This is a genomic window from Chryseobacterium sp. UNC8MFCol (assembly GCF_000482305.1).
Lineage (GTDB): Bacteria > Bacteroidota > Bacteroidia > Flavobacteriales > Weeksellaceae > Chryseobacterium > Chryseobacterium indologenes.
Window position 1 is genome coordinate 104455 of sequence record NZ_AXUZ01000012.1, and the last position, 25646, is coordinate 130100.

Sequence of the window (25646 nt, forward strand, 5' to 3'; positions counted from 1 at the left end):
ATACAACTTATGAAGAAGAAAATTACGATTGGTTTTGCGCTTTTATTTTCGCAACTAGCGGTTATCAGCTGCAAAAAGGATGAGAAAAAAACGGCGGAAACAGTAGTTACCACTTCAAATGATTCGGTAAAGACTACAAAAGCTGCGGAAGAAAAATTTGATTATAAAGATTTTACTATTTATAATATCACAATCAGTTCTTCGGGGCAAAAGGATGTATTATTAGATGTATTTGTTTCCGTATCAGACATCTACAAAGATCCACAGCCGATACAGGAAGAAGCCTTTAAAAACAAAAAAAATGTTTCTCCTGATGAGATGCGTTATATTGAACTTGATCCTCAGCACAGGAAAAAAATGTTAGACGGTCTCAAGCTTACTGAGAACGACTCTCTATATCTTTATAATTATCAGTTCAATACATTGCAGAAGGTCCCATTAAACAAACTGAAGGCGGTTGCCTATTTAGATTTTTATTCGATGGAGGGAGAAGAAGCGGATCCGAGCTCGTACATGGTCGGATTTCAGATTGAAGCTCAAAAACCACAGGACATCGGAAGCAAATATGAGAATGCAATAGCTTATTTCGGGAATAAAAACCCTTTCATCGAAAATAAGATGCAAGCCATCAAATGGAAAAAAACAGATGCGGCTGCTTCCGAAAAATACTTTAGCCATTCGAAACTTAAGGTAGCCCAAAGCTACCAGGCAACCTATGAGAATTTCACCTATTATCTGCGAAACTATCTGATAGATGGTATGGTCGGTGAACGCCAACTGGTAGTTGTGAATGATCGTAACGAAAAAATATTTGAAAAAACCATTACAACAGCAGGCATGGATGCAGAACTAGCTCCTCTTAACGGAATCGATACCGATGGTGCCAATACCCTTCAATGGACAGGTTATCTCTTTAAGGGAAAACCACCTGTATTCTTTGGTTTTATTGCTCCTTATTTCGGCTGCCCCAGCATCAGTTTTTTAAATAGGAATGAGAAAGATTTCACAGTTAATTGTGATAACAGGCACTAAGATAGAAAGAAGGGTACATTAAAAGAACATCTTTGTGCATCACTCAAATAATATCAATTGGAACGGGCTTTAGCCCGTTTTTTAATTTGTAAACATTCATCGGCTTTAGCCCAAACTTAAGCAAGTTCTTTTCCGGAATTTATATGATTGAGGTCTATTTTAGTTTCTGCTGACCAACATGATTAAATAACCGCAGGCATCATCATCGACATATAATAATTGGCACAATGCAAAGCGTTGATCAATACGATTTCTTTATCCGGAAAGGTTTCAAAAGCATCGGAAGTTGTGAAGTTATACTCATAATTCATAATATTCCATTGAAGATGAGGCTTGATGACCATCAATTCAATTCCTTCCTGATCGGTAAGAACAAAGGAGTCTTTAAAAATACCACGGTGTTTAAAAAGATAGCCCTGCTTTATTCCGTTAAAATAAGTCTGGACCACAATTTCCCCGTTCCAGTTCATCCTGAACTTTAAAAGAACTTTTTCTCCTTCCTTTAATTCAATTGTTGTTCCCCAAAATCCCTTCGGCTCAACCTGATACTGTGAATTTGCAATTTCTATAACAGCATTGAATGTAAACCAGCTTTCGTAAGACAATTTGCCGACTAATTGCTCGCTGCGCGTGACTTCAAAAGATAAAGTGTTTTTTGATTTTGCATAATATTCTGCCATGGTTGTTTTTAATTTGGTGAAATTTTATCAGTTTTTAAGTAGTTTTACCGGGCTGGTTTATAACGCTCTAATTTATAAATAATTCAGCAAAAAAATAATACTGTTTTTAATCAAATAAAAAATCCCATAAATCTTACTTACGGGACTTCTTATCAAAACTTAGTTTGGATAATCTCTTAGCATGTTTACTACTCAACAGTTTATATAGCTACTTCTCCGACAATCATTCGGGTTAGCCGTATTGTAGGAGTTGAGCCAGGAACTTGATCACAACCAAGTTTAATTCGGCTCCATGGATCAACAATATAGACATCGTCTTTGGGTACTACACTTCCATAGTTACCAACTGTTCGTACCAAAACTCTATATTTTTGTGTTCCACTGGAATTTACGAGATAATCTACACTACCAAAACCATAATCCCCGCATTTACCTTCTTTATTTATGATACAATTGGTAAATAATGGTTTATATTCATCAGTTAAGTTACTTAAATCTTCCGAGTATTTTTTTAATCCTTCAGACTCAACATCAGAAATCCTTTCAGTAACCTGCTCTGCAGAAACTTCATTGGTACAAAGATCCCGAGCAATCTGTAAAGCTTCTATTTTATTAGATGCCTGAACCGAATAAAACCGGTTTCCATTGGGGCCTTGACAATTCACATTAAAATAATTGCCACTTTGAGATACAACTTCGCAACTACACATAAAATTATTTTTTGGATGCCTACTTTTTGATACGGTGTTCGGCTCTTCCGATTGTAATTAGGACACTGTTTATTAAAATATATTGCAACTTTAACTGTTCAAAAATACTAGATAAAAGATTACCGGTCAATCACCCTTTTGTGGTATTTATTGACTTAAACCTAACAGATTTTCGAAACCCGTTAGGTTTAAGTTGGAAATTTATTTAGAAACGGCATTTTCCAAAATGTCCATTTAGATCGTCTCCATTTTGAAGTTCATATTACTTTACTTTAAAGAAGTAATTGAGAATTACACCAACAATTATTCGATAGGTGAGCAATCAACTCGACTTTCAGTTTGGCTGAAAGCATATTTTGTTTTCAAAGGTTTTAACCTGGATATGGTATTGTTAAATCTGAAAATCAATCTACACACTAAATTCAACATTCGTTAACCTGAATGAATTTCCCTGACTAATTTAAAAACTTTTAAGCAAAACAAAATCTTTAGATCTCAATTATTTACATAAAAAAATCCCGCAAGAAAAACTTACGGGATTTGGAATTTTTATTTTTCGAAATTACATCGTCTCCATTTTGAAGCTCATGCTTTCGATTACTTTCAGGATGGCTTCTACTGTATCCATTGATGTTAAACAAGGAACACCGTTTTCCACACTCATTCTTCTGATCTGGAATCCGTCTCTTTCAGCTTGTTTACCTTTTGTGGTAGTATTTACAACGTACTGAACTTTCCCTTTCTGGATCAGGTCGATAAGATTTACATCTTCTTCTCCGATTTTGTATCCTATTTTGCAAGGAATTCCTTTTTCTTCGAAGAATTTTGCTGTTCCTTCCGTTGCCCAGATTCTGAATCCTACTTCATGGAATCTTGCTGCCAGATCAGCTGCTTCTTCTTTATGTTTGTCTGCCACTGTGAACAAGATCGATCCGTGCATCGGAACTTTTCTTCCTGCTGCTACCAATCCTTTGTAAAGGGCCTTTTCAAGTGTTGTATCTTTCCCCATAACCTCTCCTGTAGATTTCATTTCTGGGCCTAAAGAGATGTCAACCTTCGTTAGTTTAGAGAAAGAGAACACAGGAACTTTCACAAATACGCCTTCTTTGTTGGGTACCAGTCCGTGTTCGTATCCAAGATCTTTCAGCTTTTGTCCTAAAATTGCTTTTGTAGCAAGGTTAGCCATAGGAACTTCAGTGATTTTAGATAAGAAAGGAACTGTTCTTGAAGAACGTGGGTTTACTTCGATGACATATACATTTCCTTCGAAAAGAACGTACTGGATGTTCATCAATCCGATTACATTCAGCCCTTTTGCCAATCTCTTTGTATAGTCTACCAAAGTGTCGATTTCGCTTTGGGAGATATTCTGTGGCGGATATACCGCGATAGAGTCTCCGGAGTGAACTCCCGCTCTTTCGATATGTTCCATAATTCCTGGAATTACCACTGTTTCACCGTCGCATATCGCATCTACTTCGATTTCTTTTCCTACCATGTATTTGTCAACCAAAACAGGGTGTTCAGGGCTTGCGTCTACTGCATGCTCCATATAGTAAGCCAGTTCTGCTTCTGCATATACAATTTCCATTGCTCTACCTCCCAGAACGTAACTCGGACGTACCAATACCGGGTATCCGATTTCGTTGGCAATTTTAATGGCTTCTTCTTTTGAAGTGGATGTTCTTCCTTTTGGTTGAGGAATTCCCATTTCCTGAAGTGCTTTTTCAAATTTATCTCTGTTTTCAGCTCTGTCAAGGTCTTCTAATGAAGTTCCTAAGATCTGTACTCCGTGAGAGGCTAATTTATCTGCAAGGTTGATCGCAGTCTGTCCTCCAAACTGTACGACTACTCCTTTTGGTTTTTCAAGCTCGATAATGTTCATTACATCTTCTTCTGTCAAAGGCTCGAAGTATAGTTTATCAGAGATTGAGAAGTCTGTAGAAACTGTTTCAGGGTTGTTGTTGATGATGATCGCTTCGTACCCCATTTCTTTAATTGCCCAAACAGAGTGAACAGTAGCGTAGTCGAATTCCACCCCTTGTCCGATTCTGATAGGTCCTGAACCCAATACGATGATCTTTTCTTTATCAGAAACCACACTTTCATTTTCTTCTTCGTAAGTACCGTAGAAGTATGGAGTTTCACTTTCAAATTCTGCGGCGCAGGTGTCTACCATTTTGTAAACAGGCATTACTCCGTTTTCTTTTCTGAAATTGAACACCTCACGTTCTTTTACATCCCAAAGAACTGCGATATTGATATCTGCGAAACCTAGTCTCTTCGCTTCAATTAATGTTTCTTTATCAAATTTATTTTCAGCGATTACTTTTTCGAAATCAACCAGTTTTTTAAGTTTCCAGATAAAAAATTTGTCGATTTTACTCCATTCTACAATCTGTTCCCAGTCGTATCCTCTTCTTAAAGCATCTCCGATGATGAATAATCTCTCATCATCACATACTCTGATTCTTCTTTCGATTTCTTCAGCAGTAAGAGCCTGAGCTTGCTTGGTTTTTAATCCTAAATGCTTGATTCCTGTTTCTAATGAACGGATCGCTTTCTGTAGAGATTCTTCAAGGTTTCTTCCGATCGCCATTACTTCTCCTGTCGCCTTCATCTGAGTAGAAAGTCTTCTGTCTGCCGTTTCAAATTTATCGAATGGGAATCTTGGGAATTTTGTTACCACGTAATCAAGGGCCGGCTCAAAACATGCATATGTTTTTCCTGTTACCGGGTTCATGATTTCATCAAGCGTTAATCCTACCGCAATTTTTGCAGCGATCTTTGCAATCGGATATCCTGTTGCTTTACTCGCTAGTGCCGATGAACGGGAAACTCTTGGGTTTACCTCAATGATATAATAGTCGAATGAGTGTGGATCCAAAGCCAACTGTACGTTACATCCTCCCTCAATACCTAAGGCTCTGATGATTTTTAAAGAAGCATTTCTCAACAACTGATACTCTCTGTCTGAAAGGGTCTGAGAAGGTGCTACTACGATAGAGTCTCCGGTGTGAACTCCTACCGGGTCTATATTTTCCATGTTACAAACTACAATGGCGTTGTCGTTTGCATCACGCATTACTTCGTATTCAATTTCTTTGAAACCTGCAATTGATTTTTCGATAAGACACTGTGTCACCGGGCTATGCTTAAGACCCAATTCTGCAATTTCTTTCAATTCAGCTTCAGTAGAGGCAATACCTCCTCCTGTACCTCCCATGGTAAAGGCAGGACGAACAATCACCGGATATCCGATATTATCTGCAAACGCAAGAGCTCCTTCTACTGTGTTTACGATATCAGATTCAGGAACCGGTTCGTTCAGTTCTCTCATCAACTCACGGAAAAGATCTCTGTCTTCTGCTCTGTTGATGGCAGAAAGCTTGGTTCCCAATACTTCTACTTTGCATTCTTCAAGGATTCCTGATTTTTCCAACTCAACTGCCATATTCAGACCCGTCTGCCCTCCAAGCGTTGGAAGTAATGCATCCGGACGTTCTTTTCTGATGATGTGGCTTACAAACTGTAATGAAATCGGCTCGATATATACTTTATCAGCGATTTCCACATCTGTCATGATTGTTGCAGGGTTTGAGTTGATCAAAATTACCTTGTAGCCTTCTTCTTTCAAAGACAGACAAGCCTGCGTTCCTGCGTAATCAAATTCAGCTGCCTGACCGATGATGATTGGTCCTGAACCGATTACTAAAATTGTTTTTATATCTGTACGTTTTGCCATTTTTCTTTTTTTATTAGAGTCAAGATTCTAGAGCCAGGAGCCAAGATTATCGGACTTTATTTTAATTTATTTTTGAATGAATAAATCATTCTTTGAATTTCGGAAACTTCCTTTAGTAAGATGTTTACTTTTTCTTCTGGTAAAAGATTTAACTCTTTAACCAAAATCAATTGAGTTTGTAGTTCAAATGCAGAACCTAAAGCAATAGCAAGAAAATGATTAAACTCTTTACTGCTATTTCTTCCAGAACCTTCAGCAATATTAGACGGAATAGAAACAGTACACCTTTTAATCTGTGAGATTAAACCATACTTTTCATCACTACTGATCTCCTGACAAATAATGTATATATTTTTTGCCAATGCAATAGATTTCTGCCAGAAAAGTAGATTTTCAAAGTTGTGCATATATTTTTATCTTAAGTCTTGACTCTTGATTCTTGGTTCTCCACTCTTGAATCTTACTTTTTAAAATCCTCCATCAATTGAATGAACTCATCAAACAGGTAGTTTGCATCTTCAGGACCAGGGCTCGCTTCCGGGTGATACTGAACAGAGAAGCAAGGGTGAATTTTGTGTTTTAATCCTTCGTTGGTTCTGTCGTTCAAAGCGATGTGCGTTTCGATAAGGTCTGTTCCTTTCAGACTTTCCTGATCTACTGCATATCCGTGGTTTTGGGAAGTGATGGCTACTGTATTTTTCTCTAAATCCAGTACAGGATGGTTTCCTCCTCTGTGTCCGAATTTCAGTTTAAATGTTTTTGCTCCACAAGCAAGACCGATTAACTGGTGCCCTAAACAGATTCCGAAGATGGGAACTTTTCCTAATAATCCTCTGATCATGTCTAAAGCGTGTGGTACATCTTCCGGGTCACCAGGACCGTTTGACAGCATGATTCCGTCCGGGTTCATCAATAAGATTTCTTCAGCTGTAGTATCCTGAGAAACCACGATGATATCACAGTTTCTTTGAGATAATTCTCTGATAATTCCCAGTTTTGCCCCGAAGTCTACCAACACTACTTTGAAACCTCTGTTTGGGTTGGCATAAGGTGTTTTTGTAGAAACTTCTTCCACCTGATTGGTCGGGAAGCTTGTTCCTTTCAGTTCTGTGGCAACTGCTGCTTCATCAGCGTCAGCATTCACGATTTTTCCTTTCACAACTCCATGGTTACGAAGAACTCTCGTCAGTCTTCTTGTGTCTATTCCTGAAATTCCTGAAAGGTTTTTCTTTTTAAACAATTCATCTAAAGTGATCTGAGTACGGAAATTGGAAGGAAGATCGCACAATTCTTTTACGATAAGCCCTTTGATTGCCGGCTCGATACTTTCATAATCATCACGGTTAATACCATAATTTCCGATCAGCGGATAGGTCATACAAACTATCTGACCACAGTAAGACGGGTCAGAAATCAATTCCTGATACCCTGTCATTCCGGTATTGAAAACTACTTCTCCTGCAGTTTCCAAATCTGCTCCGAAACCTTCTCCATGAAACACTTCACCGGACTCCAGTATTAATTTTTTCTTCATTTTTTCTATTTAGATTTTCTATTTTTTTATTAACAGGTCGATTCTACAAGGCTTTTCTTTTTCCCAAGGGTTTCACCCATGGTTATTAATAGGTCGCCCTTACAAGGCTTACACAACTATTGTCATTATTATCTTCCAGGGGGTTTACCCTGTGGCTATTAACAGGTCGCCTCTACGAGGCTCTTTGCTTTTTTACTTTTAACTTGGATCTTATTTAAAAGTATAACCTTTGCTTTCTAACGCCTCCTTTAAAATGGCCATTCTTGCGAAGACTCCGTTTTGCATTTGTTTAAATACTCTTGATCTTTCACATTCTACAAGGTCTGAATCTATTTCCACTCCTCTGTTGATCGGTGCCGGGTGCATAATGATGGCTTCTTTTTTCATTACGTGTTCCCTTTCTTTAGTCAGGCCATATCTTTTATGATATTCTGAAGCGGTAAAGCTCATGGCAGCATCATGTCTTTCATGCTGGATTCTTAACAGCATCAGAACATCTACTTCACCGATCAATTCATCTACTGACATATAAGTTCCGTTGATCAGGGCCCCTTCATCAAACCATTGTTCCGGTCCTGAGAAGTATACTTTAGCGCCCAGTCTTCTTAAGGCTTCAGCATTAGAGTTGGCTACGCGGCTATGTTTTACGTCTCCTACAATTCCTACCTTTAATCCTTCAAATGTTCCGAATTCCTGATAGATGGTCAGCAAATCCAGCATACATTGTGAAGGGTGATTTCCCGTTCCATCTCCTCCGTTGATTACGGGAATATTAATATTTTTTAATTCTTCAAAGTATCTGTCTTTCTTATCGCGGATCACGACTAAGTTGACTCCGATACTTTCAATCGTTTTCACCGTGTCATAAAGGCTTTCTCCTTTGTTTACCGAACTGTGAGAGGCATCAAAAGGAACAACCTGTAGTCCCAGTTTTCTTTCTGCAAGATCAAAACTTGTTTTCGTTCTTGTGCTGTCTTCGAAGAAAAGGTTTGAGCAAAAAACTTCTCCTTCAATTTTGGCAGTTTTACCATTTGCAAAAGCCAGCGCTTCTGTCAGTATACTGTTGATTCTCTCGGTGCTTAGTTCTGTAATCGTAAACATAATTCTTATTTTTGGGCATAAAAAAAGCGAAGACAACTATCTTCGCTTAATAACAATAAATATCGTAAAGGGCGCTTTCGCCCGGTAAATCTAATGATATAAATGCTTTTTTATTCATTAGGTGCAAAGATACAACAAATTTATGAACCTGCAAAAATTAAGTTTAAAATAAATTAAAAACTTCGGGATTTCCTTATTCTCATTTAAAATTAATATTTTTGTTACAACTCAAATCAGTTCTATGGATTTAAAAGACAAAATGATTCTCAGCATTATTCAGGAAGACTCTACCTTATCAGTAAAGGAAATATCAGAAAAGATAGGTCTTACCTTTACTCCAACGTATGAAAGGATCAAACAACTGGAGAAGCAGGGGATCATTGAAAAATACGTAGGTCTTTTAAACCGTGAAAAACTGGGTCTGAATATTGTCGTCTATTGTAATGTGCGTCTTAAGGAGCAATCCAAGAAAGTATTGGAGACTTTTGAGAAGCACATCGGAAAGTATGACGAGGTACAGGAAATCATCAGTCTTTCCGGAGAGTACGATTATATGTTGAAGATTATTGCCAAAGACATTAATTCTTACAATGAATTTGCGGTGAACGTTATTTCAAACCTTCCCAATATCGGGCAATACCACAGTTCAATCGTGCTTCATGAGGTTAAAAAATCTACTAAATTCAAAATTGATCTGGAGTAATTTTTTCATTTTAGACCATTTGTTCTTATACATGAAGGTGCAAAAGGATTTATCTCCGATAAATTTTAGCAGTATTTAATCTCAATTTTCAACCTTAGTCAGTATTAAAAATCAACCATTGAAGTCAAAGAGCGGAATAAAATCCAACCATTAAGATACCTTAAGCCGTTAAGATTTATTAAGATTAAGGATTTATTTCACAACGAAAAAGACAGCGGGCTAAAAAAAACTTTTTAAGCTTCTACTGATCCGGCTCAAGTATGTCTATAATCTTAATGGTTTAGATTCTAACCCAATAATTTATTTTTCAGTTTATTAAACTGATATTCTATTTTATCCAGGCAAAGGTTCCCTAAACTTCCCTGGTGGGTGTGATCAAGATTTCCGGGTTCGAATTCAAATTCATTGTTTTCGATCTCCTGCCCTACTTTTACATAAGCGTCACGGAACGAACTTCCATTTTTCACTTCCTGATTAATCTTCTCTACACTGAAAAGATATTTATATTTTTCGTCCTCAAGAATTCCGTCTTTAACCTGGATATTCGGTAAAGTATAGCTTACAATTTCCAGACATTCTTTTAAGGAGTCGATGGCAGGGAAAAGAATTTCTTTGGTCAACTGTACGTCTCTGTGATATCCTGAAGGAAGATTATTGGTCAGCAAAATAAGCTCATTCGGTAGAGCCTGGATTCTGTTGCACCGTGCACGAACCAGCTCAAAAATATCAGGATTTTTCTTATGAGGCATGATGCTGCTTCCCGTGGTAAATTCTTTAGGGAAACTGATGAAGTCAAAATTCTGATTTAAATACAGACAAACATCATATGCAAATTTGCCCAGAGTTCCTGCCAATGTTGCCATTGCCATTGAAAGTAATTTCTCTGATTTTCCACGCGTCATCTGTGCATATACCGAATTATAATTCATCGACTGGAAACCTAAGTTGTATGTCGTACTTTCACGGTTAATCGGGAAAGAAGAACCATACCCTGCCGCTGAACCTAATGGATTTTTGTTGATAATATTCTTTGTGGAAAACAACATTTCAACATCGTCTAACAAAGCTTCTGCATACGCTCCAAACCACAATCCGAAAGACGAAGGCATGGCAATCTGCAAATGCGTATATCCCGGAAGCAGAACATTTTTATGCTGATCTGCCAATTTGATTAAAATCTGGAAAAACTCATCTGTCAATGCTGTTATTTCACGAATCTCATCCAGAAGATACAATTTAATATCCAATAAAACCTGGTCATTTCTTGATCTTGCGGTATGAATTTTCTTTCCTGTATCTCCCAGTTCTTCAATGAGAATCGCTTCTATCTGAGAATGGATATCCTCAGCTTCTTTATCAATTTCAAAACTACCGTCTTCAATTGTATCAAGGATTGTACTTAAAACGTATAACATTTGTTCGGATTCTTCCTGAGAAATAATCCCTGTTTCTGCCAACATTTTACAATGGGCCATAGAACCTTTAACATCATATTTTGCTAAACGTTCGTCAAAGTCAAGATCTTTTCCTACGGTAAAGTTATTGACTAATATATTGGTGGCAAGGTCATCCTTCTGCCATATTTTTTTCATAACATATGATTTATTAATTGGTTTTGACATGCTCAGCAAAGCATCCTTATTATTAACTATAAAAAAACATTTCCTTATTCAAAGTCTCATTTCTAATGGTAATTCTTGCATAAATCTTTATTAAAAACATCAACTTTGCTGCCTGCTGAGCGTAGTCAAAACATATATTGTTGACTCCAGAATCCAGATATCAGACATCAGACTTTTTATTCTCATCTGATACCTGATGTCCGGTTTCTGATATCTTTATAACACTTTTTCTAAAATCCGGATATAGATTTCTATCCCTTCTTCTATTTCATTGATATAGATGAATTCATCCGCCGTGTGAGAGCGCCTACTGTCTCCGGGGCCTATTTTCACCGATGTACATGGAATAATGGCCTGATCTGAGGAGGTAGGCGAACCATAGGTTGTCCTTCCGATTTCAAGACCTGCTTTTACAAACGGGTGATCCATTTCAATTTTTGAGGAATTCAACCTGAAAGACCTCGCCGTAAGGGTAGATTTCATTTGAGACTGAATGATTGCAAAGGCTTCCTGATTGGAATACTCATCCGTTACCCTTACATCCAATGTGAAATTACATGACTCGGGAACAACGTTGTGCTGGACTCCTGCGTGAATTCCTGATAAAGTAATTTTAACCTCACCCAGATATTCCGAAACTTTTGGAAATTTAAAGTTTAAAATATTCTGCAAATCCTGCATGCATTTCACAATCGAATTGTCATCATTAGGATGAGCGGCATGAGAAGGAGTACCTTTCATTTCTCCATCAATCACCAAAAGACCTTTTTCTGCAATCGCCAGATTCATCTGCGTGGGTTCTCCTACAATAGCGAGTTCTACATTGGGTAGCTGCGGAAATAAAGCTTCGATTCCATCAAATCCTGAGATCTCCTCCTCTGCCGTCAAAGCAATAACTAAATTATATTGTAAATCTTCTTTATGATAAAAATGTAAAAAAACCTGCGCCATAGAAACCAGAGAAGCTCCTGCATCATTACTTCCCAGTCCATACAACTTTCCATCTTTTTCTACGGGTACAAACGGATCAAGGGTGTACGCTTTATTTGGCTTTACCGTATCATGATGGGTGTTTAATAAGACAGACGGCTTGAACACGTCAAAGTTCTTATTCACCGCCCAGATGTTATTTTTAAAACGCTTCGTCGGAATCTGATGCTTTTTAAAAAAGTTCTCTATTTCTACCGAAGTATTGAATTCATCTTTACTGAATGAAGGAATCTCAATCAAATTTTTAAGCAATCCGACCGCATTATTCAATAATTCTTCTTTATTATAAACAGATTTCAGTTCCTGCATGATGATTCTCTATATGGTTTTTTAATTCTGTTTCTTTAATCAGAAACACCTTATCTACATTATTTTTTATCGCTCCTAGAGCATTTTCAAGTTTGGGTAAAATCCCTTTGTGAAGTTTTCCTTCTTCCTTTAATACGGTAAATTCTTCTTCAGAAACCGTTTTGATTAATGATTCAGGGTCATTCACATCTTCCAGCACCCCTTCTTTATCAAAGCAGTATAATAATTCCACTTCATACTTTTCAGATAATGCCTGCGCCATTACAGAGGCAATTGTATCAGCATTGGTATTGAAAAGATTACCCTTTTTATCATGTGTTATGGCCGAAAATACCGGCACAAGATCCAGCTTGATAAGTTTTGAAACCAGTTTCCTGTTCACACTTTTTTTATTGATATCCCCTACAAATCCGAAATCAATTTCAGGATGTTCTCTTTTTTTAGCTTTGATCAGGTTTCCGTCTGCACCGGAAAAGCCAATGGCATTGCATTTTTTCTGCTGAAGCTTTTCTACGATATTTTTATTGATTCCCCCGGCATAAACCATTGTTACAATATCCAATGTTTCCTTATCGGTTATCCTCCTTCCATTGATCATTTTCTGCTCGATTCCCAGCTTATCAGCTAAGGTCGTAGCCAGCTTCCCTCCGCCGTGCACAAGGATCTTTCTTTCTTTGATATCGGAAAACTGATCTAAAAACTGATCCAGTAATCGTTCATCATCAATGAGCGCTCCGCCTATTTTTATGATGTATATTTTCTGTTTCATTTTTACTTTACATTAGAACTAATTAGGAATGGATTCCTATCTTGGGGTTAAATCGTCCCTTCGGGACTTTATATACTGTCTAAAATTTCACTGAAGACGGCTTGGGCTGAGAAAATACGATTCTTTGCCTGTTGGTAAATAATTGAATTTTCGCCATCCATTACTTCATCGCTTAATTCAACATTACGACGAACCGGCAGGCAGTGCATTACTTTGGCATTGTTGGTACTCTCCAGCTTTTCGTTGGTCAGCATCCAGTCTCCTTTTACTTCAGGCATCGCAGCATAGTCGTCAAAGGATGACCAGTTTTTAACATAAATAAAATCCGCATCTTTCAATGCTTCATCCTGATCATGAATTACTTTTGTATCTTTTGTAAAAACAGGATCCAGGTCATATCCTTCCGGATTGGCAATCAGCAGCTCAACATCCATTTCCTGCATCCATTCTGCAAAAGAATTTCCTACAGCATGGGCGATCGGCTTGATATGCGGTGCCCAGGTAAGAACTACTTTTGGCTTGTGATCTTTTTTCCAGTTTTCCGTAATGGTAATACAGTCTGCTAAACTCTGAAGCGGGTGGCGAGTTGCAGATTCCAGGGAAATAACAGGTACTTTTGCATGTTTTTCAAACTGGCTCAGAATACTTTCATTCACATCATCTTCTTTGCTCTTCATTCCTGCGAAACAACGTACGGCAATAATATCACAATATTGATTCAAAACTTCAATGGCATCTTTGATATGTTCTACCGTATCACCGTTCATTACTGCTCCGTCCGCAAATTCAAGATTCCACGCTTCCTGGGCTGCATTTAACGTTAAAACATTTAACCCTAGGTTTTGAGCTGCAATCTGACTGCTTAAACGGGTTCTTAAACTTGAGTTTAAAAATACAAGTCCGATGGTCTTTCCCTTTCCTTTTTCTGTTTCAGAAAGTGGATTTGCTTTGATTTCTAAAGCTTTTTTTATGATTTCCTGTAAGTTTTCAACATCGCTTACAGCTGTAAATTTTTTCATTTTAAAATTGATTTTAAAGATTGTCGCGTACTCTTTTATTGAGATTTCGCTTAGTCGTTGGAAAGAGTTTGTCATTCTGATGAAAGGGAAATATTATTTTGTACAGTTTCATATCCTTCATTTCAGTTTGCTTTCAGAATGACAAACAAGCATTTTGATTATAGCGCTCCTGCTCTTTTTTGCTATTTTACTCTTTCTCGTTACATATTTGCCAACACCTCTTTCAAAGCGTTGATGAATAGATCCGTCTCCTCTTTTTTGATATTCAGTGCAGGAAGAATCCTTAAAACACTTTTATCATTGGAGTTTCCGGTGAAGATATGATGATCAAACAGCAAGCTTTTCCTTACTTCTGAACAGTCTCTATCGAGTTCTATTCCGATCATCAATCCTTTCCTTCGGATCGATTTAATATGTGGTAAATCTTTAATTTCGTTTTCAATATACCCGCCCATTTTCTGAGCATTTTCGATGAGGTTTTCATCTTTCATCACATCCAGCACAGCAATTGAAGCGATACATGCCAGATGATTTCCCCCGAATGTCGTTCCCAGTAAGCCATTGCTTGCTTCAAATTTCGGATGAATTAAAACTCCGCCGACAGGGAAACCATTTCCCATTCCTTTTGCCGTTGTAATGATATCCGGTTCAATTCCGAATTCCTGATGTGCAAAGAAATATCCGCTTCTTCCGTACCCTGACTGTACCTCATCCAGAATCAAAACCGTGTTATATTTTTCACACAGGTCTTTGATTTTCGATAAAAATTCCGGTGTTGGAATCATAATTCCACCTACACCCTGAATTCCTTCGATAATTACGGAAGAAATTTCGTTTCCATGCTGTTCGAAAGTTTTTTCAAGCTGTTCAATATCATTCCATTCTGATTTGATAAATCTTTCAGAGAAATTGACAGGTGCCACGATTTTGGGATTATCTGTTACCGAGACCGCTGCAGAAGTTCTCCCATGAAATGAACCTGAGAAATACAAAACTTTGTTCTTTCCGTTATGAAAAGAAGCCAGTTTCAATGCATTTTCATTAGCTTCGGCTCCTGAATTACACAGAAAAAGATTGTAATCTTCATATCCTGACAGTTTTCCAAGCTTTTCTGCGAGTTCCGTCTGCAATTCATTCTGAACGGAGTTGGAGTAGAAAGAAATTTTTTCCAATTGTTCTTTCAGCTTCGTCTGATAATGCGGGTGGTTATGTCCGATAGAGATTACCGCATGACCTCCGTAAAAGTCAAGATACTGTTTTCCTTTATCGTCCCAAAGGAAAGATCCCTGAGCTTTAACCGGGTTTATATTGAATAATGGATATACGTTGAATAAATTCATGTCTTTTTAGTTGAAAATTGAAAGTTGAAAGTTGACCATTAATAGATAATCATTTCTCTTAATACCTGTAATCTATGATCCGTAACCTCCGACTTTATTAATACTTTTTACATTAACAGGTTTAAAATGCTATAGGTTTTAAGTGTAATCCGGCATTTTCTTCCCAGCCCATTGCGATATTCATATTCTGTACTGCCTGTCCTGAAGCACCTTTTAACAAATTGTCAATCGCTGAATGAATAACGGCAACATTTCCACTTTTTTCGATCTGAATCACACAGCGATTCGTATTGACAACCTGCTTTAAATCAACCGCCCTCAGACTTACCGTCACGAAAGGCTCTCCTGCATAAAATTCCTGATACAATTGTTCTATTTCCTCCAATTTCATTTCCGTCTTCATGGTGGAACTTGTAAAAATCCCTCTTGCAAAATCTCCCCTCCATGGAACGAAGTTCAGGTTTACTTCTTTATTATTATATGCAATCAACTGTTGTAAAATCTCATCCACATGCTGGTGGGTCAAGGTTTTATACGCTGATATATTATCATTTCTCCAGGTAAAATGCGTCGTGGCCTGTAAAGACTGTCCGGCACCTGTAGAACCTGTAATTCCTGTGGTATAAACCTCGTTCAACAGTCCTTTTTCCGCTAACGGCAGTAATGCCAACTGAATTGCCGTTGCAAAACATCCGGGGTTGGCGATACTCTTCGACCCCACCAGTTGTTTTTTATGTATTTCCGGCAATCCGTAGATAAAATTTCTGTTTTCAAAATTTCCATCGAGACGGAAATCATTTCCAAGGTCAATGACCAAAGTTTCATCCTTAACCGGATTTTGTGTTAACCAGTTTTGGCTTTCCTTATGCGGAAGACAAAGGAAAAGAACATCAACCTCTTCTGTCTGATGGGTTAATACCTGATCACAAACCGTCGTTAAATCCGGGTACAAATCCGATATTCTTGTTCCCGAATTCGAACGACTATATAAAAAACTCAATGTCACATAAGGATGGAAAGCCAGTATACGAATCAACTCGCTTCCTGTATAACCATTGGCACCAACTATTCCTACTGTTTTTTTCATGCTTTAATCTGATAGGATTGCTTCCTACCCTGGGTTAAATCGTTCCTTCGGAACTCTAGTTGATATTTTGGTTGATCTGATGATATATATTCAAAGAATTGCTTACAATCTTGGTATATCCTTTTACATCTTCTCCCGTCCATACTCTGTTCGCCTCTCCATAGCTTCCGAATTGATCAGACATCAAATCGTGATCAGACTCAATTCCGTTTAAAACAAACCGATATGGATGAAGTGTTATGAATACTTTTCCGCTTACTGTTTTCTGAGAATCGGTTAAGAAAGACTCGATATTTCTCATCACAGGATCCAGGAAAAGCGCTTCATGCAGCCAGTTTCCATACCAGTCAGACAATTGGGATTTCATCATTTGCTGATATTTTGAAAGCGTGTGCTTTTCCAGTAAATGGTGTGCTTTGATAATAACCGAAGCGGCCGCAGCTTCAAATCCTACTCTTCCTTTGATTCCCACAATGGTATCTCCCACATGGATATCACGCCCGATTCCGTAAACAGAAGCTAACTCTTCAATTTTTTGGATGGCATATACTGAATGTTCAAAACGCTCGCCGTTCACAGCAATCACTTCTCCGTTTTTAAATTCAACTTCAAGCTCTGAAGGCTGAGTTTCTTTTACCTGAGACGGAAAAGCTTCTTCCGGAAGATAATTTCTTGACGTTAACGTTTCTTTTCCTCCTACAGAAGTTCCCCAAAGACCTTTATTGACTGAATACTGGGCTTTATGGAACTCCATGTCATAGCCATGGTTTTTCAAAAACTCAATCTCCTCTTCACGGGACAAAGCCATATCACGGATTGGCGTAATAATTTCTACATCAGGGCACATCACCTGAAAGATCAGATCAAAACGAACCTGGTCATTTCCGGCCCCTGTACTTCCGTGGGCAATAGCGTCCGCATTCACTTCCATTGCATATTTTGCAATTTCCTGGGCCTGAATCGTACGCTCAGCACTTACAGAAAGAGGATAGGTATTATTTTTCAATACATTTCCGAAAATCAAATATTTCACACATGAATTGTAATAATCCTCCTGAGCGTCCACGCACCTGTATTCCTTTACCCCAAGATGTAAAGCTTTTCTCTCCAACTCTTTTTCTTCTTCTTTCGAAAAACCTCCGGTATTTACAGTAACTGCGTACACATCATACCCTAGTGTTTCACTAAGATATTTAGCACAATAGGAAGTATCCAAACCTCCGCTAAACGCTAAGATGACTTTCTTGTTCATTGTTATATTTAATTTCTGGTTGCTTATGGACAACACCGTTTACTTTATTATTATCAGGAACGAAAAGCATTGCTGTACAAAGACAGTTTTTACGTTCCTTCATCATTAAAATTTCATAATTCACACAGTTCTTACAACCGTTCCAAAACTCTTCATCCTGAGTCAGTTCAGAATAAATGACCGGCTTATATCCTAAATCACTGTTGATTTTCATTACCGCAAGTCCTGTTGTTAACCCGAATACTTTTGCTTCCGGGTATTTTTCTCTAGATAACTGGAAAACCTTATGTTTGATCTGAGTCGCTACTCCCCCGTTCCTGAATTTGGGCGATACAATCAGTCCCGAATTGGCTACAAACTTCCCATGTGACCAGGTCTCTATATAACAGAAACCTACCCACTCTCCGTTTTCAGTGGCCACCACAGCATTGCCCTCTGAAATCTTCTTACTCAAATATTCGATAGAACGTTTTGCGATTCCCGTTCCTCTACGCTGTGCAGAATCATACATTTCCTGCTGTATTTCACTCACATACATTAGATGTTCGCATGAGGAAATTTCTATTTCCATTTATTTATCTAAATTTTTTGGCAAATTTAAAATATATTTTCTTTCAAATGCAAATAAAAAAGATATTTTTTTTGTTTTAAAAAATTACACAGGTAAAATTATCTTTAATCAAAAATCAATATTTGCTAATTTATTATATATTTGCTAAAATACTATAGTTATGGAAAACACATGTCCAAAATGCAACAGCAGCAAAGTGGTAAAAAGCGGGATCATTAATGAAAAACAACGTTTTCACTGCAAGAACTGCAACTATTATTTTACGGTAAAAAAGCTCGGAAAACAGATTGACGATTATTATGTCACCAAAGCACTGCAGCTTTATCTGGAAGGCTTAAGTTATCGTGAAATTGAACGAATTATCGGTGTTTCTCATGTCACCATCAGCTCGTGGATTAAAAAATACAACATCACAAGACCTCCCCATTCTGAATTTCATCCTGTCTATAAAATCCTCAAGCAAAACGAGCTTATTGAGTATATTGCCCAGGAAGAAAATATTAAAAATTCAGGAATTATCATTACTCAATTTGCGGACAAGTACATGCTGATCAAATGGGAAAGATTCAAAAAATAGCGGAAAATAACAATAGAAAATTAAAAACAAATATCTGATAAACAATTATATATAGAATAATTTTTAACTTTCAATTTTCAATTCTCAATTTTTACCTATAGTATTAGCAGTAATATATATTAAATTTTCATAAATAAATTATTAATTACAATTTGGCTTTCACAAAAAACAACGCCAAAAATTGATAATTTATGAAGAAATTACTTACATTCATTGGAGTAGCACTAATCAGTGGATCCTTATATTCGCAGGGCTCTCCTGATTATGGCAATGGATTAAAAGTCAACCTTAATCCTGCCGGCGATAAATTTATCAGATTTATTCTCTGGGATCAGCTTTGGTTGCGCAACACCTCTATGAATCCGGGAAGTATGGTTGGAGGGGAGCCCACAGACAATTCCTGGAGCATCGGAAACAGACGATTACGCGCCCTGACCTATGCCCAGATCTCCAAAAGATATATGATTCTCCTTCATTTTGGAATCAACAACCAGACTTTTATCAATGGCGGAGCAACAGGAACTACAGGTACAGGAGGATACGGAAACGGAAAGAAGACTCAATTGTTTTTTCATGATGCCTGGAACGAATACGCAGTTATTTTACCTGGAGAAGCCGGAAAATTCAGTTTATCTTTAGGGGCGGGACTTCATTACTATATGGGGCTTTCCCGTATGACTATGGCGTCAACACTGAACTTCCTTACGATTGACTCGCCTGTTTTCTCATGGCCCCTTATCGATAATTCCGACCAGTTTGCCAGACAGCTTGGAATGTTTGCTAAAGGAAAATACGGAAAACTTGAATATCGTTTTAGTTTAAACAAGCCATTTGCTACAGACCTCACCCCAGTCAATGTTACAGACCCGTCAAAAGCTGTTGCGGTAGACAACAACGGAAACCCGAGCTTCTCAAAGGCAGGATATGTTGAATATCAATTTCTTGATGAAGAATCTAACACCCTACCTTTCAAAGTGGGATCTTATCTGGGAACGAAGAAAGTTTTCAATGTGGGAGCGGGATTCTATCATCAGGCGGATGGTACAAGAACATCCGTGAATTCAACCATCGAAAAACATGACATCACTCTTTTCGCTGTAGATGCGTTTGCAGACATTCCACTGGGAGAAGCAAAAAACAAAATGGCCGTTTCTGCATATGCCGGATATTATAACTACAATTTCGGCCCGAATTACGTAAGAAACCTGGGAACAATGAATATTGCAGCGCCCGATCCTAATTTTATAGGCAACAAAGCCATCGCAGGACCCGGAAATCTACAACCAACGATCGGAACAGGTAATATTATCTACGCACAGGCCGGTTTGCTATTACCCAGTCAGGCAGAAAAGCCAAAAATCAGAATACAGCCTTTTGCGGCGTACACCCATAAGAGCTTTGAGGCTTTTGACAAATCTTCTTCCCAATTCGATGTGGGAGCCAACTGGTTTATCGACGGGCATCATGCAAAAATCACGACCCAATATTCAACAAGGCCGGTTTACACAAGCCCTACAGAAAAACCTTCTTCAAAAGGAGAATTTATTGTACAGTTTCAAATCTACTTGTAAAATAATTTTAATCATTAAGAAAAGTGAAAGTTTTAAGGCGGCTAAGATTTAAATATGAAAAATAAGCATGCAGTTTCAAAACTGAAGCCATTATCTCAATGATCAATAATCATTTAAAGAGCATTAATGGTTTAAAAATCAATTTCAATTTCCTACAATTTCGGATGAATTAAATAGTATTTTCCACTAACATCAAAATCAATCAATATGAGTGAAAATCACCACGAAAGCTACGAAAACATGACCGACCGGCAGAAAAACCGCACTATATGGGGCGTTATTACTGCTTCCTCACTCGGCACCCTGATCGAATGGTACGACTTCTATATTTTCGGAAGTCTGGCTGTTGTTCTGGCCACCAAGTTTTTCCCCGCAGATAATCCCACGGCAGCATTTTTATCAACCTTAGCCACTTTTGCGGCAGGATTTGTGGTAAGACCATTCGGGGCTTTATTTTTTGGAAGACTCGGAGATATAATCGGGAGAAAATATACCTTCCTCGTTACTTTATTAATTATGGGATTTTCTACATTCCTGATCGGATGTATTCCCAGCTATGAAACCATAGGCTTTATGGCTCCGGTTTTAGTTCTTATTTTAAGACTTTTACAGGGATTAGCACTTGGAGGTGAATATGGAGGCGCAGCCACTTATGTTGCAGAATATGCACAACCTCACCGAAGAGGATACTGGACGTCGTGGATTCAGACTACAGCAACTGCAGGGCTTTTCATTTCACTGATCGTTATTTTAATTACCAAAACCACCCTTTCTGCTGAAGAATTTGATACCTGGGGATGGAGAGTTCCTTTCTGGATTTCCATTTTAATGGTTGCGGTTTCTTACATTATCAGAAAAAACATGAAAGAATCTCCTCTTTTTGCGAAAGCTAAAAGCGAGGGAAAAACTTCAAAAAATCCTTTAAAAGAAAGCTTCGGAAATAAATATAACTTTAAATTCGTTCTACTGGCTCTCTTTGGAGCAGCGATGGGACAAGGAGTCATATGGTACACGGGACAGTTCTATGCAATGAGTTTCCTTCAGAAAGTAATGAATGTAGAATCCGCGCAGGTAGATTCCCTCATGGCCACTGCTCTATTTCTAGGAACACCATTCTTCGTGTTTTTCGGTTGGCTGTCTGATAAAATTGGTAGAAAAGCAGTGATGATGACCGGTATGCTGGTCGCGATCCTCGCCTACAGACCGATTTATGACAGCATGTTTAAAAGCGTCAATCTGGAAAGCAAAACGATAGCCGCTAACGGAATTACCGAAAAAAGGACAGCAAAAATTCATAAAGATATTGCGACCGACAGCCTGATCACCTTTCATAAAGAGACGTTGTATACCGATGGAACATTAATCAAGAAAGACAGCATTACCCACTGGTCTCCGACCGGACCGGTTATGAAAGACGGAAAGGCGGAAGAAGCAAAGGTTTCGCAAAGTTTAAAATTAAGTGATGACACTAAATGGTACCTGATCTTTTTAGTATTTATCCAGGTGATTTTTGTAACCATGGTATATGGACCTATTGCAGCGTTTCTTGTAGAAATGTTCCCGGTGAGAATCCGCTACACCTCAATGTCTTTACCGTACCATATTGGAAACGGAGTGTTTGGAGGACTTCTTCCGGCAGTAGCCACTTATCTGGTTACCACAGGAAAAGACGCGGGCCACGCCACCTGGTATCTCGAGGGACTCTGGTATCCGATCGGAGTGGCTACAGTATGTTTAATCATCGGATTGTTTTATCTTAAAAATAAGAACAATAATCTTCACGATTAACCACTGAATCAATCAAATTTTTATTAATTTTAAAACTACTAAAATGAACGGACTAAAAAAAATATTAGGTATTCTCTGGATCGCCATTGCTGTGGTGGTAGGATATTTTGGAATTACAGTGCTGGGAATCCCAAAGATTTCCTCAGGAAAACAAGAAGATCTGGTTTTCGGAATTATCATTCTGTTTGTACTGATGCCCATTATCTCAGGCGGACTGGCTGTTTTTGGCTATTACGCCTTAACAGGGGAATACTCTGACGACAAAATATAATTAACAGAGATGAATGATAATTGATGAACGATACCACAACCCATTTGTTCATCAATTATCTTTTTTCGATTATCACTTATGAAAAAGAGACACGAACAAAAACTGATTATCCTGAGCATCGGATTAATGATTGCTTTCAGTATTCCCATCTCACTTCTTTTCAACAGCGAAAAGGAAGTTTTCGGGTACCCGATGATTTTAATCTACCTGTTCGCAGTCTGGATGATTTCCATTCTCATCTCATTGACCATCGTAAAAAAGTATGATGAATAGTTTTGCATTATTTTTCGTGGTTCTTTTTTACCTGGCTCTTCTGTTCTTAGTTGCTCATCTGGCAGAGAAGAAAAGAAGCAAGCTCTGGATCAATAATCCATACATCTACGCTTTATCATTAGCTGTATACTGTACAGCATGGACCTACTACGGAAGTATCGGCGTAGCTGCGACAAGCGGACTTAATTACCTTCCTATTTACATTGGCCCCATCATGATCATTCCTGCATGGATTTATATTAATACAAGGATCGTAAGAATTTCCAGGGTTAATAAAATAAGCAGTCTGGCAGATTTCATTTCGTTACGGTACGGAAACAGCAGAAGCCTGAGTGCCATCATCACTATTGTATGCCTTTTAGCGATTGTTCCCTATATTGGCCTGCAGATTAAAGCAATTTCTGAAACTTTTCACCTCGTAACAGAAACAGCGATGTCTCAGGATATCCTCACTGACAACGCCACATTCGTAGTTATACTGATTGCTTTATTTTCATCGTATTACGGAACACGATATGTAGATGCGTCTGAAAAACGATTAGGGATCATCTCAGCAATTGCTTTGGAAAGTTTTTTAAAACTATTCTTCATTATCATCCTTGGTTTTTTTGTTATTTATTATGTATTCGACGGGTTTTCGGATATTTACCAAAAGGCCAGTCGGTTTGAAGATTTTAAAGAAAAAAATACCTTCAACGGGATTGAGGGCGCAATGAACTGGATGGTTTTATGCATGATTTCTGCAACGGCAATCTGCATCCTTCCCAGACAGTTTCATACGGCGATCGTAGAAAACAGACAGGAAAAACATATCAAAACAGCGATCTGGTTTTTCCCTCTTTATCTCCTGATATTTACGGTATTCATTTTTCCGATTGCTTGGGGAGGAAGGCTGATCTTTGACGGCCAGAAAGTCAATCCGGAGTTCTATTCTATTTTAATTCCGCAGCATTTTGACAATACTTTAATTACCGTTTTAGTTTTCCTCGGAGGATTAAGCTCGTGTATTTCGATGATTATCATTTCGGCAATCACTTTATCCATCATGCTTTCCAACAACCTGATTATTCCTTACGGTTTACTTGGTAAGTTTAAATCTGAAAATGAGGAACAAAATACAAGAAACATTACCAATATCCGGAAATTCAGCATTTTCGCCCTGATCATTATGGCGTTTGTGTTCTATAAATATTTTATTTTAAAGACATCACTGGATTCAGTGGGCCTTATCTCTTTTGTGATCATCGGACAGCTGGCCCCTGCTTTTTTTGGCGCGTTATTCTGGAGACGCGGAAGTTATAAAGGAGCTGTTGTCGGGTTGGCTGCCGGCTTGGTTATTTGTTATTTCGGATTAATTATTCCACAGTATTATTTTTCTTACAACCAGGAACTCAAGGGAATTCTAAGAGACATGTATGATGGTTTCGGTTTTTTCGCCATTCCTTATCTCGGCAGGATTCCCCAGATTTTCTTCTGGTCTCTTTTGGTAAATACCGGTTTATTCACCATTATTTCAGTGAGTACAAAAGGAAATTACAGGGAACGGAATTTTGCCGAGCTTTATGTAGATATAGATAAGTATATTCAAAATCATGAAAATGCATTTATCTGGCGCGGAACGGCTTATGTTTCGGATATTAAAAATATTCTTGAACGATTTTTGGGTAAAAATAAAACAGAACAGGCACTGCGGATTTTCAATTTAAAATATAATATTGATTCCCAAACCGAAACCGCAGATTCGCGGTTTATTAAATTCTCAGAAAACCTTCTGGCAGGACGAATCGGTACTGCTTCAGCCAAAATCTTAATTGAAGGCGTTACGAAAGAAGATAAAATATCTTTGAAGGAAGTATTGAATATCCTTGAAGAGTCTCAGGAAAATATCAGCTTAAATAAAAAACTTACCGAACAATCTGAAGAATTACAAAAGCTTTCCGACGATTTGCGAACCGCCAACGAAAGCCTGATCATTAAAGACCGCCAGAAAGACGACTTCCTGGATTCTGTAGCTCACGAATTAAGAACTCCTATCACTGCCATCCGTTCTGCAGGAGAAATCTTGGCAGATGACGATGACATTCCTTTTGAAATCAAACAGGAATTTTTAAATAATATTATTACAGAATCTGACCGCTTAAGTGAAATCATCAACGATATCCTGTATCTGGATAAGCTGCAACACGGGGAAATATCTTTGCATATCCGGGAAAACAACATTATTGAAACGTATAAAAAAGCTGTAAACCCTCTTCTTCACCTGATACAGCAGAAAAACATTCATTTAAGTGAAGTTAATCTTTTAAATCAGTTTATATTTGAATATGATGAAGCGAGGATGATTCAATTGTTTCAGAATATTTTGGGAAACGCCTTAAAATTCACGGATGAACAAGGCACCATTCAAACCAAATTATCAGAAAAAGACGAAAAATTAATCATCAGCTTCTTCAATACCGGGAAACACATTCCTGAAGAAGATCTGGAAATGATTTTTGCCAAGTTTTATCAATCCAGAAATCAGAATATTTTAAAACCTACAGGAAGCGGACTGGGGCTTGCCATTTCAAAAAAAATTGTGCAAGCGCACGGTGGAAACATCAAAGCTGAAAACAGTGGACTGGGTGTGACCTTCACCATAAGCATTCCTGAAAAAACTATAAAAGAGATAAAAAATGAAGTTGAACACCATTAAAACCTAT

General features: G+C 37.9%; 22 protein-coding genes. 8 read left to right on the top strand and 14 right to left on the bottom strand.

Annotation, left to right across the window (positions count from 1 at the left end; translation table 11 throughout):
* The first annotated feature begins 9 nt into the window (after nucleotides 1-9).
* On the top strand, nucleotides 10-1032 hold the full coding sequence (locus M030_RS0106285; protein WP_027372712.1) for a hypothetical protein: 1023 nt from the start codon (nucleotides 10-12) through the stop codon (nucleotides 1030-1032).
* A 182-nt stretch (nucleotides 1033-1214) separates the two neighbouring features.
* Here M030_RS0106285 and M030_RS0106290 read toward each other — a convergent pair whose 3' ends face one another.
* From M030_RS0106290 to M030_RS0106315, 6 genes are all read right to left on the bottom strand, one after another.
* Nucleotides 1215-1712, bottom strand: coding sequence for a hypothetical protein (locus tag M030_RS0106290; protein WP_027372713.1), 498 nt, complete (start codon nucleotides 1710-1712; stop codon nucleotides 1215-1217).
* A gap of 200 nt (nucleotides 1713-1912) precedes the next feature.
* On the bottom strand, nucleotides 1913-2377 hold the full coding sequence (locus M030_RS0106295) for a hypothetical protein (RefSeq protein WP_027372714.1): 465 nt from the start codon (nucleotides 2375-2377) through the stop codon (nucleotides 1913-1915).
* 607 nt (nucleotides 2378-2984) lie between these two features.
* Nucleotides 2985-6167, bottom strand: a complete 3183-nt coding sequence (gene carB, locus M030_RS0106300; RefSeq protein WP_027372715.1) for a carbamoyl-phosphate synthase large subunit — start codon at nucleotides 6165-6167, stop codon at nucleotides 2985-2987.
* 56 nt (nucleotides 6168-6223) lie between these two features.
* Nucleotides 6224-6574 (bottom strand): four helix bundle protein, encoded by a 351-nt coding sequence (locus tag M030_RS0106305; RefSeq protein ID WP_027372716.1) that lies wholly within the window; start codon nucleotides 6572-6574, stop codon nucleotides 6224-6226.
* 53 nt (nucleotides 6575-6627) lie between these two features.
* Nucleotides 6628-7701 (bottom strand): carbamoyl phosphate synthase small subunit, encoded by a 1074-nt coding sequence (locus M030_RS0106310; RefSeq protein WP_027372717.1) that lies wholly within the window; start codon nucleotides 7699-7701, stop codon nucleotides 6628-6630.
* A 210-nt stretch (nucleotides 7702-7911) separates the two neighbouring features.
* Complete coding sequence (locus M030_RS0106315; RefSeq protein ID WP_027372718.1) at nucleotides 7912-8802, bottom strand: aspartate carbamoyltransferase catalytic subunit; 891 nt, start codon at nucleotides 8800-8802, stop codon at nucleotides 7912-7914.
* Between the two features lie 241 nt (nucleotides 8803-9043).
* Here M030_RS0106315 and M030_RS0106320 point away from each other — a divergent pair, with 241 nt between their 5' ends.
* Entirely contained in the window at nucleotides 9044-9505 is a 462-nt protein-coding gene (locus M030_RS0106320) for an Lrp/AsnC family transcriptional regulator (RefSeq protein ID WP_027372719.1), read from the top strand.
* A 287-nt stretch (nucleotides 9506-9792) separates the two neighbouring features.
* On the opposite strand, the gene argH is transcribed toward M030_RS0106320, so the two are convergent.
* The 8 genes from argH to M030_RS23815 all read right to left on the bottom strand — a co-directional run bounded on the left by argH (nucleotide 9793) and on the right by M030_RS23815 (nucleotide 18464).
* Nucleotides 9793-11097, bottom strand: a complete 1305-nt coding sequence (argH, locus tag M030_RS0106325; RefSeq protein WP_027372720.1) for an argininosuccinate lyase — start codon at nucleotides 11095-11097, stop codon at nucleotides 9793-9795.
* 246 nt (nucleotides 11098-11343) lie between these two features.
* Complete coding sequence (locus tag M030_RS0106330; RefSeq protein WP_027372721.1) at nucleotides 11344-12426, bottom strand: M20 family metallo-hydrolase; 1083 nt, start codon at nucleotides 12424-12426, stop codon at nucleotides 11344-11346.
* On the bottom strand, nucleotides 12401-13195 hold the full coding sequence (gene argB, locus M030_RS0106335; protein WP_027372722.1) for an acetylglutamate kinase: 795 nt from the start codon (nucleotides 13193-13195) through the stop codon (nucleotides 12401-12403). The genes M030_RS0106330 and argB overlap by 26 nt, the downstream gene beginning before the upstream one ends.
* Nucleotides 13196-13263: 68 nt before the next feature.
* Nucleotides 13264-14214, bottom strand: coding sequence for an N-acetylornithine carbamoyltransferase (locus tag M030_RS0106340; protein WP_027372723.1), 951 nt, complete (start codon nucleotides 14212-14214; stop codon nucleotides 13264-13266).
* A gap of 200 nt (nucleotides 14215-14414) precedes the next feature.
* Nucleotides 14415-15554 carry an aspartate aminotransferase family protein gene (locus M030_RS0106345; RefSeq protein WP_027372724.1) on the bottom strand — a complete coding sequence of 380 codons (1140 nt, stop codon included), beginning with the start codon at nucleotides 15552-15554 and terminating at the stop codon, nucleotides 14415-14417.
* A 121-nt stretch (nucleotides 15555-15675) separates the two neighbouring features.
* Entirely contained in the window at nucleotides 15676-16641 is a 966-nt protein-coding gene (argC, locus tag M030_RS0106350) for an N-acetyl-gamma-glutamyl-phosphate reductase (RefSeq protein ID WP_027372725.1), read from the bottom strand.
* Nucleotides 16642-16696: 55 nt separating this feature from the next.
* Entirely contained in the window at nucleotides 16697-17893 is a 1197-nt protein-coding gene (locus M030_RS0106355) for an argininosuccinate synthase (RefSeq protein WP_027372726.1), read from the bottom strand.
* Nucleotides 17865-18464 carry a GNAT family N-acetyltransferase gene (locus M030_RS23815; RefSeq protein WP_198417441.1) on the bottom strand — a complete coding sequence of 200 codons (600 nt, stop codon included), beginning with the start codon at nucleotides 18462-18464 and terminating at the stop codon, nucleotides 17865-17867. The genes M030_RS0106355 and M030_RS23815 overlap by 29 nt, the downstream gene beginning before the upstream one ends.
* A 160-nt stretch (nucleotides 18465-18624) precedes the next feature.
* On the opposite strand from M030_RS23815, the gene M030_RS0106365 reads away from it, so the two are divergent.
* The 6 genes from M030_RS0106365 (at nucleotide 18625) to M030_RS0106390 (ending at nucleotide 25639) form a co-directional block, all read left to right on the top strand.
* A complete protein-coding gene (locus tag M030_RS0106365) occupies nucleotides 18625-19041 on the top strand; it encodes a helix-turn-helix domain-containing protein (RefSeq protein ID WP_027372727.1) in 417 nt (138 codons plus the stop codon).
* A gap of 191 nt (nucleotides 19042-19232) precedes the next feature.
* Nucleotides 19233-20612 carry a hypothetical protein gene (locus M030_RS0106370; RefSeq protein ID WP_027372728.1) on the top strand — a complete coding sequence of 460 codons (1380 nt, stop codon included), beginning with the start codon at nucleotides 19233-19235 and terminating at the stop codon, nucleotides 20610-20612.
* 207 nt (nucleotides 20613-20819) lie between these two features.
* Nucleotides 20820-22400, top strand: a complete 1581-nt coding sequence (locus tag M030_RS0106375; protein ID WP_027372729.1) for an MFS transporter — start codon at nucleotides 20820-20822, stop codon at nucleotides 22398-22400.
* A 43-nt stretch (nucleotides 22401-22443) separates the two neighbouring features.
* The gene (locus M030_RS0106380; protein WP_027372730.1) at nucleotides 22444-22671 is read left to right on the top strand and encodes a DUF6814 family protein; all 228 of its coding nucleotides are present in this window, start codon (nucleotides 22444-22446) and stop codon (nucleotides 22669-22671) included.
* Nucleotides 22672-22749: 78 nt separating this feature from the next.
* Nucleotides 22750-22944 (top strand): hypothetical protein, encoded by a 195-nt coding sequence (locus M030_RS0106385; protein ID WP_027372731.1) that lies wholly within the window; start codon nucleotides 22750-22752, stop codon nucleotides 22942-22944.
* On the top strand, nucleotides 22937-25639 hold the full coding sequence (locus tag M030_RS0106390; protein ID WP_034722205.1) for an ATP-binding protein: 2703 nt from the start codon (nucleotides 22937-22939) through the stop codon (nucleotides 25637-25639). Before M030_RS0106385 ends, M030_RS0106390 begins: the two co-directional genes overlap by 8 nt.
* Nucleotides 25640-25646 lie beyond the last annotated feature (7 nt).